11 protein-coding genes are annotated in these 14,477 nt (G+C 34.8%); 2 read left to right on the plus strand and 9 right to left on the minus strand.

From position 1 onward, the window contains the following. Positions 1–96 precede the first annotated feature (96 nt). Complete coding sequence (locus ABJF52_RS02105; RefSeq protein WP_348145596.1) at positions 97–1,314, plus strand: multidrug effflux MFS transporter; 1,218 nt, start codon at positions 97–99, stop codon at positions 1,312–1,314. Between the two features lie 68 nt (positions 1,315–1,382). Here the strand turns inward: ABJF52_RS02105 and acs are convergent, their stop codons facing one another. The 3 genes from acs to ABJF52_RS02120 form a co-directional block, all read right to left on the minus strand. Beyond that, positions 1,383–3,290, minus strand: coding sequence for an acetate--CoA ligase (gene acs / locus ABJF52_RS02110; RefSeq protein WP_348145599.1), 1,908 nt, complete (start codon positions 3,288–3,290; stop codon positions 1,383–1,385). A 29-nt stretch (positions 3,291–3,319) separates the two neighbouring features. Continuing rightward, positions 3,320–3,685, minus strand: coding sequence for a DUF779 domain-containing protein (locus tag ABJF52_RS02115; RefSeq protein ID WP_348145602.1), 366 nt, complete (start codon positions 3,683–3,685; stop codon positions 3,320–3,322). Positions 3,686–3,751: 66 nt separating this feature from the next. Continuing rightward, complete coding sequence (locus ABJF52_RS02120) at positions 3,752–5,251, minus strand: aldehyde dehydrogenase family protein (protein WP_348145604.1); 1,500 nt, start codon at positions 5,249–5,251, stop codon at positions 3,752–3,754. A 214-nt stretch (positions 5,252–5,465) separates the two neighbouring features. On the opposite strand from ABJF52_RS02120, the gene ABJF52_RS02125 reads away from it, so the two are divergent. Next, positions 5,466–6,383, plus strand: coding sequence for an AraC family transcriptional regulator (locus tag ABJF52_RS02125; protein ID WP_348145607.1), 918 nt, complete (start codon positions 5,466–5,468; stop codon positions 6,381–6,383). Between the two features lie 14 nt (positions 6,384–6,397). Here ABJF52_RS02125 and ABJF52_RS02130 read toward each other — a convergent pair whose 3' ends face one another. The 6 genes from ABJF52_RS02130 to nagB all read right to left on the minus strand — a co-directional run bounded on the left by ABJF52_RS02130 (position 6,398) and on the right by nagB (position 14,357). After that, on the minus strand, positions 6,398–8,110 hold the full coding sequence (locus tag ABJF52_RS02130; protein WP_348145610.1) for a sodium:solute symporter family protein: 1,713 nt from the start codon (positions 8,108–8,110) through the stop codon (positions 6,398–6,400). Positions 8,111–8,190: 80 nt separating this feature from the next. Continuing rightward, positions 8,191–8,451 carry a DUF4212 domain-containing protein gene (locus ABJF52_RS02135; RefSeq protein WP_348145613.1) on the minus strand — a complete coding sequence of 87 codons (261 nt, stop codon included), beginning with the start codon at positions 8,449–8,451 and terminating at the stop codon, positions 8,191–8,193. Positions 8,452–8,524: 73 nt separating this feature from the next. Next, on the minus strand, positions 8,525–9,604 hold the full coding sequence (locus tag ABJF52_RS02140) for an anhydro-N-acetylmuramic acid kinase (RefSeq protein WP_348145616.1): 1,080 nt from the start codon (positions 9,602–9,604) through the stop codon (positions 8,525–8,527). After that, on the minus strand, positions 9,604–10,764 hold the full coding sequence (locus tag ABJF52_RS02145) for a glycoside hydrolase family 3 N-terminal domain-containing protein (RefSeq protein ID WP_348145619.1): 1,161 nt from the start codon (positions 10,762–10,764) through the stop codon (positions 9,604–9,606). Before ABJF52_RS02145 ends, ABJF52_RS02140 begins: the two co-directional genes overlap by 1 nt. 66 nt (positions 10,765–10,830) lie before the next feature. Then, positions 10,831–12,345, minus strand: coding sequence for a family 10 glycosylhydrolase (locus ABJF52_RS02150; RefSeq protein ID WP_348145621.1), 1,515 nt, complete (start codon positions 12,343–12,345; stop codon positions 10,831–10,833). A gap of 62 nt (positions 12,346–12,407) precedes the next feature. Next, entirely contained in the window at positions 12,408–14,357 is a 1,950-nt protein-coding gene (gene nagB, locus ABJF52_RS02155; RefSeq protein WP_348145624.1) for a glucosamine-6-phosphate deaminase, read from the minus strand. Positions 14,358–14,477 lie beyond the last annotated feature (120 nt).

The raw sequence follows: 14,477 nt of genomic DNA on the forward strand, positions 1-14,477 counted from the left end.
GATATTCTTAAAAATGAAAAAACTTTTCAATGTTAAAGGTTCAATTTAAGTGGACTTATAATTTAGGTTCTATGCGTATATAACTACTTTTGCAGGATGCAAAATGAAGATGTAAAACCAAATTTCGAATTTGTGGCTTTAATGGCAGCATTAATGTCAATAGTTGCTTTAGCCTTAGATGCTATTTTGCCGGCGATTTCTCATATAGGAATAGCAATTAATAGTCTTGACCCTATTAAGAATCAATTATTGATTACCATGATATTTCTGGGACTTGGTCTTGGGCAATTGTTTTTTGGGCCGTTGTCGGATAGTTATGGGAGAAAACCTATAGTGTATATTGGCTTTGTCTTATTTATTGTTGCGAGTATCATTTGCATATTTGCGCCATCTTTAGAAATAATGATAGTAGGTAGAGTATTGCAAGGGATAGCACTTTCTGCCCCAAGAACAATGGCAATTTCCATTATTAGAGACACCTATAAAGGTGATTATATGGCACGCGTAATGTCATTCGTTACAGCATTCTTTATTCTTATTCCGGTTGTGGCTCCTGCAATTGGTAAATGGATAATGGATGATTATGGTTGGCAAGCTATATTTTATGTACAATTGATTTTCGCACTAGTAGTAGCAATATGGTTTTGGAAACGGCAAGTCGAAACCCTTAAACGAGAATACAAAATTCCATTTAGCATAAATGTATTTTCGACTGGAATTAGGGAGTTCTTTAAATATAAAGAAACTGTTGCTTTTACGTTTATTTCAGGTTTCGTTACAGGTGCTTTTTTGGTTTATTTAAGTGGTTCGCAACATGTTTTCGAGGATCAATATGGTTTAGTAGAAGAGTTTCCATATATATTTGCCGGCTTGGCTATTTCTATTGGACTTTCTACATTTTTGAACGGGACTTTAGTTTTACGATTTGGTATGCGAAAATTGTCTTTTATGGCACTTTTGGCCTTTTGTTCAATAGCCTTGGTTTACGTTATTGTTTTCTGGGGAAAACCAAATCCAAGTGTACCAGTATTAGTTGCATTTTTAGCTTGTCAATTTTTCTGTCTGGGATTTTTATGGGGGAATTTTAGATCCATTGCCATGGAACCTATTGGACATATTGCAGGAATCGGTGCTGCTATAAATGGATTTATTTCTACGGTACTATCTGTACCAATTGCACAATACATAGGTGGCTTTGTGGATAATACAGTCTGGCCACTGTTTTTGGGCCTCGCAATATGCGGACTAATATCGGTATTAATATTTGTAATATTAGGCGAGAAGCCATTGCTAGCAAGAAGAGTATTACGATAAATTGAAAACAAAAAAGCTGTCGAAAATTATACAATAATTCGCGACAGCTTTTACTATTGAAACGCACGTTAAAGCGAGTTATCCATAATCTCTTTTACTACTTCAGGATTTAACAAAGTACTTGTATCTCCTAAATTTGTAGTGTCTTTAGACGCTATTTTTCTAAGTATCCGTCGCATAATCTTGCCACTTCTAGTTTTTGGAAGCCCAGAGACAAATTGAATTTTATCCAATTTAGCAATAGGTCCAATCTGTTCGGTAATCTGTTGATTAATTTCCTTACTTAAATTATCGCGATCTCTAGTTTCACCAAATTCTTTCAATATAATATAGCCATAAAGGGCATTTCCTTTTACATCATGTGGGAAGCCAACTACTGCAGATTCTGCAACAGCCGGGTGTTCATTAATTGAATCTTCTATCGGTGCTGTACCCAAATTATGGCCAGAAACAATAATTACATCATCTACTCTGCCAGTAATTCTATAATAACCTACAGCATCTCGTAAAGCGCCATCACCAGTAAAATACATGTTTTTATATGCCGAAAAATAGGTGTCTCTATATCGGTCATGATTCCCCCAAATTGTTCGAGCTATTGAAGGCCATGGGAATTTTATACACAATCGACCATCTACCTGATTGCCTTTTATTTCTTTGCCTTCTTCATCCATTAATGCAGGCTGAATACCAATAAATGGTAAGGTTGCATAGGTTGGTGTAGTGGGAGTGACATAAGGTATTGGAGTAATCATAATACCTCCAGTTTCAGTTTGCCACCAAGTATCAATAATAGGACTTTTCTTCTTACCAATATTGTTGTTGTACCAATGCCAAGCTTCTTCATTAATGGGCTCTCCTACAGATCCTAAAACTTTTAGTGATGATAAATCGTATTTTTCAACAAACTCTAAATTTTGTTTAGCTAGTGCTCGTATAGCAGTAGGTGCTGTATAAAATTGATTTACTTTATGCTTTTGTACCACTTCCCAAAAGCGGCCATAATCAGGATAGGAGGGAACACCTTCAAACATAACGGTAGTGGCACCATTTGCTAATGGTCCATAAACTATATATGAGTGGCCCGTAATCCATCCAATATCGGCAGTACACCAATAAACATCATTTTCTCTATATTGAAACGCATTTTTAAAGGTGTAAGCACTATATACCATATAACCACCAGTAGTATGCACCATTCCTTTAGGTCTGCCAGTAGATCCAGAAGTGTATAAAATAAATAAAGGGTCCTCAGCATTCATTACTTCGGCAACACAGTCGGCATAAGCTTCGTCTAATAAAGGTTGCAACCAATGGTCTCTACCTTCTTTCATTTCAATTTCGCTATTGATTCGTTTCGCTACTAAAACATTCTCAACGCCAGGACAATCTTCTAAAGCTTTATCAACAATTCCTTTTAAATCTATAGTTTTAGAACCGCGATATGAGCCGTCGGATGTCAAAACTATTTTACAGTCAGAATCATTAATTCTAGTGGAAAGTGCATTTGCAGAAAATCCTGCGAAAACTACGGAATGAATGGCTCCTATTCTAGCACAGGCAAGAAGAGAAATAGCCAATTCGGGAATCATAGGAAGATAAATACATACGCGATCTCCTTTTTTAACTCCTTTGTCTTTTAGTACATTGGCCATGCGACTTACGCGTTCGTGCAACTGTCTATAGGTTATGTGCTCAGCTTCCTCATAAGGATTATTAGGCTCAAAAAGAATTGCTGTTTTTTCACCTCTTGTTGGTAAATGTCTGTCAATACAGTTCTCTGTGATATTAAGTTTAGCACCCTCAAACCATTTAATTTCAGGTTTTGAAAAGTCCCAACTTAATACATTGTCCCACTTTTTACGCCAAACAAAATGTTCCTCAGCAATTTCTTCCCAAAAAGCTTCTGGGTTTCGAACAGATTTTCGGTAAACTTGATAATATTCTTCTAAGTGTTTTATGTGATAATTACTCATTAATTTAAGTTGAAGTTTGGATAAGCAATTTAAGATATTTGTGAGGAATTAAAAAAGGTATTTTCTTCTTCTGTTAATAATCTTGAAATAACTATGAAACGCAGTCCTAACGGAATTTCTAATGAAAAACTAGAACCCCTTCCTTCGGTAATGTCTATGGTAAGATGTGTGTGTTTCCAATACTCAAATTGGTCTTGATTCATATAAAAGTTTACATTTTCAATTTTTCCTAAATGGGTGTCACTTTCATCAAGATACATTTCACCTTTTTCAAAAATCATTGGGGAAGACCCATCGCAACAACCACCACTTTGATGAAAAATAAGTTCTCCGTATTTATCTTGTAATTGTCTAACTACTGCAGCTGCTTTATCTGTAATTGCTATTCGTTGCATAACTATAATTTTAAAAGGCTGAATCTATTTAAAATTCAGCCTTGTTTAATTTAAGGATTACATTTTTTAAAAGAAACCTAGCTTATTTTTATCGTAAGATATAAGCATGTTCTTCGTTTGGCGATAATAATTCATCATCATTACATGATTCTCTCTTCCAAATCCTGATTTTTTGTAACCACCAAATGGTGCATGCGCAGGGTACGCATGATAGCAATTTACCCACACTCTACCTGCTTTTATCGCTCGTGGAATTTGGTATAATTGATGTGCATCTCTTGTCCAAACTCCTGCTCCTAAACCGTAAAGCGTATCGTTAGCAATTTCGATAGCCTCTGCTTCATCTTTAAATTTAGTAACACAAACAACAGGTCCAAATATTTCTTCCTGAAATACTCTCATTTTATTATGGCCTTCTAAAATTGTAGGTTTTATATAAAATCCATTTGCAAATTCACCATCTAATTTATTCGCCTCACCACCAGTTAAAACCTTGGCACCTTCTTCAACGCCAATTTTTAAATACGATTGAATTTTCTCATATTGATCATTGGATGCTTGAGCACCCAACATGGTGCCGGTATCATAAGGATTATCCTGTATTATTGCATTAGTTCGCTCAATAACACGTTCCATAAAAGCATCGTAAATGTCTTCTTGCACCAATAATCTAGAGGGGCAAGTACATACTTCGCCTTGGTTAAATGCAAATAAAACAGCACCTTCAATTGCTTTGTCTAAATAAGCATCGTCTTCATCCATAACAGAATTGAAAAATACATTTGGCGATTTACCGCCAAGCTCCATAGTAACTGGGTTCAAGTTCTTTGATGCATACTGCATAATTAATTGCCCGGTTGTAGTCTCACCCGTAAAAGCGACTTTATCTACTTTAGAACTTGATGCTAGCGGTTTCCCAGCTTCTGGGCCAAAACCATGAACAATGTTAAGTACGCCTGGAGGAAAAACATCAGCAATTTTCTCCATAAGTAAAGTAGCAGTTGATGGCGTTTGTTCTGCGGGTTTTAAGACCACACAATTACCAGTTACTAGTGCAGGAGGTAATTTCCAAGAGAGCATCAACAATGGAAAATTCCAAGGTATTATTTGACCAACTACACCTAGAGGTTCTTTAATATTCATGGAAAGTGTGTTAGCATCTAATTCTGTTGCACTTCCTTCTTCAGCGCGAATGCATGCCGCAAAATAGCGCCAATGATCTACAGCTAGCGGTATATCAGCATTTAATGTTTCGCGAATAGGTTTGCCATTATCACAAGTTTCTACTAAGGCAAATTCTTCTAAGTTTTCTTCGATAATATCAGCAACTTTATTTAAAAGTGCTGCTCTTTCTGCGGCTGAAGTATTTCCCCAGGAATCTTTAGCGGCGTTAGCGGCATCTAATGCTAATTCTATATCTTCTTTTTGTGATCTAGGATACTTCGCTATTAAACTATTATCAACTGGGGAGGTATTGTCAAAATATGCTCCACCGACAGGTGCTACAAATTTTCCATTGATAAAGTTGTCGTACTTTTCTTTGAAATTCGGTTTTGAATAACTCATTAGTATAATTTTTAAGATTAAGTGTTACAGGTATTTAAAATTGAGCTTTATTAATGATTTGTTAAATGCGTAATAAATGACCTGAAAAATTACGTATTATTGATTTTTTATAAATTTATTTTATTAAATAGTGATATGGTTGCACGTATTTATTATAAATTAGAACATATCTATTATTCGCTCTTATTGAAAAGTTAATTTGGTATTATTGATTATGAAACAATTACTAAGTCACCATACAAGTACTAGAAAGCTCACTACTTTGGTAGAGAACAAGACTACTTATAATGCAAAATATGCTGAGTTGAATATTTATGAAACATATCAGTTGGCAGAGAAGGTGGTTTTAAAATTTGATTTCCCAGTAATTGCGAGTATGCTCACTGGCAAAAAGATAATGCATCTTGAAGGTTTAAAACCTTTTGATTTTTATCCTGGTGAGTCGGTTGTAATGCCTGCGCAAAAAGAAATGGTTATCGATTTTCCGATTGCCACAAAGAATACACCTACTCAATGTTTAGCCCTAGGTTTGGATGCTCATAAAATTGATGAAGTAGTACAGCATTTTAATTATCAAGTAGCAATTGAAGATGAGAATAACGAATGGTCACTTGATAATTCGCCATCACATTTAATAAATAATTCAGATGTAAATATTTTGGTAGAACGTTTGGTTTGTACTTTCACAAATACTAATAAATCGAAAGATGTATTGTTGGATTTAATGATTCAAGAACTTATTGTTCGGTTGTTACAAACGAAAGCCAAATCGATTATTCTTAATGACTGCGAAAATATGATTGATGATACGCGCATTGGTATGGTTATCAAATACATTAAAGATAACTTAACAGATAAGGCAATCAGTGTAGATCATTTAGCAGAGAAAGCCTGTTTAAGTGCTTCACATTTTCATAAAAAGTTTAAAAATACTCTTGGAATATCTCCCATCGATTATATTAATTCTGAAAAAATAAAATTCGCTAAAAAGTTAATTAAAGAATCCAAAGATTTTACAATTGCCGAAATAGCTTATAAGTCTGGATTTAATAATACTAGTTATTTTAACCGACAGTTTAAAAAGATGGAGTTAATGACCCCACAACAGTTTAAAAATTCTATCTCTGTTTAATCTATAAGCTATTGTTAATGGTCAATTGCTTCACCGGCATTACTAGGAATACGAATGTCTTCCACAATACGCTGCACATTTTCAGGGGGGGCAGGTGTAAATTGCATAATTACTATAGAAACAATAAAGTTAACGAGCATAGCAACACTTCCAAAACCTTCAGGTGAAATACCAAACCACCAGCTAGCTTTTAACCCTTCAACTGCTTCTTTTCCACCATCAAAAATTCCAAATTTAAATTTAAGCATGTAAAAGAGCATTAGCGATATGCCAATAACCATACCGGCAATTGCACCTTCTTTATTCATTTTCTTGTAAAAAATACCGAGTACAATGGCTGGGAAAAATGATGCTGCTGCAAGACCAAAAGCTAATGCGACCACAGCGGCGACAAAGCCAGGAGGGTTAATGCCAAAATAACCAGCGATAACAACAGCAACAGTAGCTGCTCCTCTCGCTGCCCAAAGTTCTCCTTTATCTGAAATATTTGGATTAACAACTTTTTTAATTAAATCGTGAGAAACTGATGCTGAGATTACCAGTAACAAACCAGCTGCAGTTGAAAGAGCAGCTGCAAGTGCCCCAGCAGCTACCAAAGCAATTACCCAGGCAGGTAAATCAGCAATCTCTGGGTTTGCCAATACCATTATATCTCTATTTACATTGAGTTCATTTACGCTTTCGTCAGCAACATATTGAATTTTACCATCTCCGTTTTTATCATTAAATGAGATTAAGCCAGTAATTTCCCATTTTGAAAACCACTCAGGCATATCAGCATAAGGTTTGTTATTTACTGTGTCAATCATGTTTGTACGAGCAAAGACTGATACAGCTGGTGCAGCAGTATATAAAATAGCAATAAGTAATAATGCCCACCCTGCCGATTTACGGGCATCTTTTACTCGTTTTACGGTAAAGAAGCGAACGATTACATGAGGTAACCCGGCAGTACCTACCATTAAGGCTAAGGTGATTGCAAAAACATCAGCCATTGATTTCGAACCGCTAGTATATTCCTCAAAGCCTAACTCAGTTGATAGTCCGTCTAATTTGTCCAATAAGAATACACCAGATCCATCACTCAAAGTAGCTCCCATACCCAATTGTGGAATAGGGTTACCTGTCATTTGAAAGGAGATAAAAATAGCAGGAACCATAAAAGCAAAAATCAGAACGCAATATTGTGCAACCTGTGTATAGGTAATGCCCTTCATTCCACCTAAAACAGCATAAAAAAGAACGATAACCATTCCGATGATAACTCCTGTAGTCATATCAACTTCAAGAAAACGTGAGAATACAAGGCCCACACCTTGCATTTGACCGGCAACATAGGTGAAAGAAACAATTAATGCACAAACTACAGCAACCATACGTGCTGTTTTTGAATAATATCGATCCCCAATAAAATCAGGAACGGTAAATTTTCCAAATTTTCGTAAATATGGGGCTAGAAGTAGGGCTAGTAACACGTATCCGCCAGTCCAACCCATTAAATAAACGGATCCATCATAACCTGCGAAAGAAATAATACCGGCCATGGAAATAAATGAAGCAGCTGACATCCAATCTGCAGCTGTAGCCATACCGTTAGCAAGTGGTGATACACCACCACCGGCTACATAAAATTCTTTCGTAGATCCAGCTCGAGACCATATGGCAATGCCAATGTATATTGAAAATGTAATGCCGACTAAAATATACGTCCAGATTTGAACACTCATAAGTTTGGTTTTAAATGTTTTTCCAAGGTTATTGGAAAAAAGTTGGTTTTAGTAATTGGTGTTTTGAATTGAAGTATTACTTATTCATCGTATCCATATTTCTTGTCTAGTTTATTCATCAATCGTACATACACGAATATGAGTACAACAAATACATAGATAGAACCTTGTTGCGCAAACCAGAAGCCTAATTTAAACCCACCAAGTCGAATAGTGTCAAGAGCGTCTTTAAAAAGAATTCCAGCGCCGTAGGAAACAATGAACCATATGGCTAGAAGAATAAAGAGGTATTTTACATTTTCTTTCCAATAGGCAGACGCCTTTTTCTGATTCTCTGACATGAATAAATATTTAATTTAATGAACTCACTAATATAATAATTTACAGGTGCTAAATACTAGGCTTTATCGACTTTTAACAGGGTAAAAAAATCACTCCGCTAGATGAATTTGTTACAGCTCCCGTAACTGATTTTAGCACATTGATTTTATTTTCTAACCTGAGTACACCCATAAGTGCGAATACAAGAGCTTCTTTAAATTCTATTAGTTGTTTTGAGGTTGGAACAACTTTTATTTCAGCACCCAGTTTATTCCGTAATACTTCAATTAGAAATTCGTTTAGAGCCCCACCACCTGTAACAAACAATGAGTTTTCATTGGTATTACAATGTGCTTTAATTTGATTGGAAACTTGCTCACAAATATGGTGAACACTAGTACATAAAAGATTTTCCATGTTATCTTCGGTACGGTCAACAATAGGGGCGACTTCTTTAACAAACCATTCATATCCAATAGATTTTGGAATAGGAAGTTTATAATATTCTAGAGCATTAAGCCGTTCTAACATCATTAAATTAATAGTACCACTTTTAGCTATTTCACCACCATCGTCATAATCAATTCCATTTTTTCTTGTGATGTAATTTAGAATCATATTGGCTAAACCAATATCATATGCTATGCGTTTATCATCTTTTTCAAATGATACATTACTAATGCCGCCTAGGTTTAAACAAAAAGTATAATTACTAAAAAATAATTTATCGCCTATTGGCACTAAAGGAGCTCCTTGACCACCTAAGGCAACATCATTAGTTCTAAAATCACAAATTACTTTTTGATTACTGGCATTTGCTAAATGTTGACCTGAACCAATTTGAAAAGTTAAACCATTTTCCGGCTGATGGTGTGTTGTATGACCATGACTAGCAATAGCATCAACCTCAAGGTCATTTTCTTTAATAAAAATATTGGCTTGTTCGCCCAGCCAAGTACCATAGGTATTATGAAATATTAAAAGTTCATCTGCAGCCAAGTGAATGGAGTTCTTCAATTTAGTTTGCATTTCTCGGGAATATGAAATGCTCTTGGTCTTTTTAATTTTAAACTTATAATTAGCATCTTCTTGCCAAATTTGGCAGTATGCAAGGTCTAATCCATCTAATGACGTACCTGACATTAAACCAAGAATGCTGTAGCTTTTTGTCATTACAAACTAGATTTTAAGTGTTGTATTCGCTTGTAACTTTCATTTATTCGATCTTCTGAAATTTTTCCTTGTTCCACCAATTCTAGAATATGACTAATCGCTTTTGTGGCAATTTCAGAGTCAAACGGAATTTTTTTACAATCTAAATCATTGTTAGGACAAGGAGCAGCATTATTGGAAAACAATAACATATCTACACCTGCTATAATTGCTTTTTCTATAGATGTTTCAAAATCATAAAAATTTGAGATTGCTCTCATTTGCATATCATCCGAAATAATTACACCTTCAAATTCATATTTTTTTCGAAGTAAATTATTAATAATTTTATAGGAGAGGGTGGAAGGTAAGGTGTCTAAGTTTTGATTATAAACATGCGATGTCATTATAGTGCGGATGGACTTATTCGCTATAAATGTTTTAAAGGGGATTAATTCTTTTTCAGTCCACGTTTTGGTAACATCAGCTAAGCCTTTATGAGAATCTTTATCCGAACTCCCATGACCAGGAAAATGTTTTGGCACACATACTATTTTTTGTTTTTGATGTTCTTTTAGAAATATATCAGCATTTGGAATAACAATTTCCAAGCTATCGGAAAAACTTCGTTCTCTAGCCCCAATAATAGGATTTTTTGGATTTACATTTACATCTAAAACAGGACCAAAATTCATATTTATACCTAATTCCGCTAATTCTACTGCCATGTTGTGCGCCCATAATTTAGTAGAATCTAGATTTTTTAAACTAGCTATTTTTTGATGCGATTTATGATATTGAAATCCGTCTTCTTTACTTAAACGTGTAACAAAACCGCCCTCTTCATCTATTGAAATAAATAATTTAGTTTCGTCAATTGCTTGAAGGCCCGAATTTAGCTTTTTTAACTGTGTAGGTGAGGTGATATTTCGTTTCTGAGTTTCTTTTGATGGTAAGTCTCTGCTGTAAAGCACCACGCCTCCAATATTATTCTCGGCAATCATTTTGTAGATAGGATCTTGAGGAGTTACAGTTGTACCTCGAAAGCCGACCATTATCATTTGGCCAATTTTTTCTTTTAGTTCGGTGTTCTCTTTTTTCTCAACAGTGTTTTTTGAGTTGCAACAAGAAAGCAATAGCAATACTAATATTGAAAACGTAGATAAGATAATTCTTTTCATAAATATGTATTTCAAATAGTCTTTTATGAGTTATTGTTGTATCTCGAAAAGTCTATTTTTCTAAAGTTATTTATTAGGTTGTTTTAAATGTACGATTATAGGTTCAGATTCTTGTCCGAATAAATCGATAAACGTTAGAGCTATGTGTTTTCTTCTATCGGTTATTGCAGCGGCCAAAGAAACAATGTCATTATGTATTGGCTCTTTGGATAACAGTTTTTTAATAGGATAATCTTCTTTACTTTTTTTACCTGAAGGATATACCATGGCAAAACGATATCTTTCCAAGTTTTTAAAGATCAGATCAGTAATAGCATTCTTTTCTTCAATCTCTTTAAGTTCAATTTTTTGCTTTGGTTCTGGGTTATTGTTACGAATAACAGGTGTTAAAGCATTTCGTTTATACAATTTTTTCTTAACGAGAGCGACTACATCATCGTTGTTTTTCATTAAACTTTTCGCACTAAAAAACACATTCCCGGTAACAGCTGTAGTATTTCTTGCAAGCACTAATTGGTCCGGAAGTTCATTAATATTATCCCATGCCTTATCACTATTGTTTCGAATTTTATAAGGTCCATTACCGATATAAAGATTAGTGTTATAACTATTATTTGCCCACCAATCGACAATTTTAATATGTGATGCGACAGATAAATTCATACTCCAATAAACTTGTGGAATTAGATAGTCCAGCCAGCCTTTATTCATCCATAGTAATGGGTCGGCATACAAATCCTCATAAGTAGTTTGGCCCGCTTTTGTGTCAGAACCTTTTGAATCTGTTGAATTGTTTTTCCACACGCCGAATGGGCTAACACCAAATTGAACCCATGGCTTACTTTTCTTAATGGTATTGTAACTAATTTTTATCAGAGAATCCATATTTGAGCGACGCCAATCACCAATCGTTTGGTTAGGAAGTTTATAGAATTCATAGGTTAAAGAATCATTAAAAACTTCATCTTTTATAGTATACGGGTAGAAGTAATCATCAAAATGAATGGCATCCACATCAAAATTTGTAACAATTTCATCTATAACGGAAGCCATTCTCTTACGCACTTCAGGTACACCTGGATTGTAATAGTATTTCTTACCATATTTCAGCATCCATTCTGGGTGGATATTAAAATCATGAGTAGGACTTAAAATATCTGTTTTTAAATCAAAAGTCGCACGGTAAGGGTTAAGCCAAGCATGGAATTCCATACCTCTATTATGAGCTTCGTCTATCATCCATTTTAAAATACTTTGATTAGAATTAGGAGGGTTACCTTCCAAGCCAGTTAAAAAACGAGACCAAGGTGCATATTCCGATTCGTAAAATGCATCGCCGGCTGTTCTAATTTGAACGATTGCAGCATTAAAATTTAAATCCTCATAGAAATCTAGGATTTTAAGATAATCTTGCTTTTGTTTAGCAATGGGGTCATTACCATTTTTTGGCCAATCGATATTTACCACAGTGGCTACCCAAAAACCTCTAAACTCCCTTTCTGGTTGCGGTATTTTTTTAAAAACTGAACAAGAGTTTAAAAAAATAATAAGAACTAATGGGAAAAGTAATTTTTTAAACATAGATAAAAAAAAGGCCTATTTGCATTTAAAAATAGGCCTTTAAGAGTTATATAAACAACAAATTAATCAAATTTATGTCTTACAAATGCTTCCATTGCCGCATAATCAGATAGTCCAAGAGCTCTATATCGAGCAGCAGTATCCTTATTTCGTTCTTCAGCTCTCATCCAGAATTCTCTGGAATCATCTCCTTGAAACATTACACCATCTTTTTGAGATTGATGACAAAATATAGCATAGCGTTTTTTAAGTACTTGCCCTGGACTCATAGGCACCGCCATTTCAATTTCATTGATATCCCACTCATGCCATGCACCTCTGTACAGCCATAACCAACAATCTTTCATGAATTCTTCAGATTGCATTTGCTCCATAGCTTCAAAGACTGCATCAAGACAAACTTTATGGGTTCCATGTGGATCAGCTAAATCACCAGCTGCAAAAATTTGGTGTGGTTGAATTTCTCTGATGTAATCTTTCATTATTTCAACATCAGCATCAGATAAATTATCTTTTTTTATCGTTCCGGTTTCGTAAAAAGGAAGATCAAGAAAACGAACGTTTTCATCATCTAGACCAACATACCGTGTTGCAGCATAAGATTCGCCACGTCTAATATTACCTTTTAGTTTTCTTACTTCTAATGTGTCAAAACTACTTTCGTTTTTAGCTTTTATAGAATCGATAAGTTTTTGAGCTTCACCAGTAGGACTAATACGTTTAGCAATTTCAGCATATCGAATTGCATCAGTATCTGAAACAGCAATATTACCTGAAGTTTGATAAGCAACATGTACCTCATGCCCTTGCTCAACCAAACGATCAAATGTACCTCCCATAGAAATTACATCATCATCTGGGTGTGGACTAAAAATAATTACGCGTTTTTTAGCCGGTAATGCTCTTTCTGGTCTACTGGTGTCATCGGCATTCGGTTTTCCGCCGGGCCATCCAGTAATAGTATGTTGTAACCTGTTGAACATTTTAATATTCAAGTCGTACGAATCCTGTACAGACAATAATCCCGACATACCGTTATCGTTATAATCCTTGTCTGTTAAACTTAAAATAGATTTGTTATTTTCATTACAAAGCCAAACAATTGCTTTCCAAGTTAGACTTTCTGTCCATTCTAAAGATTCATCTACTAACCAAGGTGTCTTGTTTCGAGTTAACTCCGCACCTGCAGCTGAATCGAGAACAAAAGTGCAGTTTTTATGTTGTTGCAAATATGTAGCAGGTACTTGTGAAGAAATTTCTCCTTCAACGGTTTTTTTAATAATCTCTGCTTTGTTTTGACCCCACCCTAGTAAAACTAGTCGTTTAGCATTCATTACAGTGGAAATACCCATTGTAATGGCTTTTCTTGGCACATTATCAATTCCTAAAAATGCTTGAGCAGCATCAACTCTAGTAATATGGTCTAAGGTTATAACTCTTGTGCCAGAATTAAAGTGCGAACCTGGTTCGTTAAAACCTACATGTCCCGTTCTACCAATACCTAATAATTGAAAATCAAGCCCACCGAATTTTTTAATTGCTTTCTCATAAGCCAAACAATAATCAATAACAAATTCTGGTGCTACGGTGCCATCCGGAATATGAATGTTTTCACGTGGAATATCAATATGATTGAATAAATGTTCATGCATGAAGTACCAATAACTCTGACGATTATCTTTCTCCATGGGTAAATATTCGTCCAAGTTAAAAGTCACTACATTGGAAAAACTTAAACCCTCTTCTTTATGCATTCTTACAAGTTCTTCATAAACTCTAATAGGAGAGGAGCCTGTAGCCAAACCTAGCACACAATTTTTATTAGCATCTTGTTTTTTACGTATTAATGCAGCGATTTCTTGTGCTACTTTAATAGACGCCTCGTTTGAATCTTCGAAAATTACATTATGTATTTTCTCAAAACGTGTTTCTTCAAAATGGCCTACTGGTTTATAACCAATGTCAATACCGGTTGTTTCTTGCTTTTGTGTCATTATTAATGTTGCTAACATAAGGTTTGAACTATATTTTTAGAATCAAGCAAATGTAGGCATAAATTTCAATTTTTGCAGCTTTTTGCTTTTTATTTTGCAGTTTTTTGCATTTTTAACGATTTAATAATATTGAAACGG

Source organism: Aurantibacter sp. (genome assembly GCF_039941195.1).
Taxonomy (GTDB): domain Bacteria; phylum Bacteroidota; class Bacteroidia; order Flavobacteriales; family Flavobacteriaceae; genus Aurantibacter_A.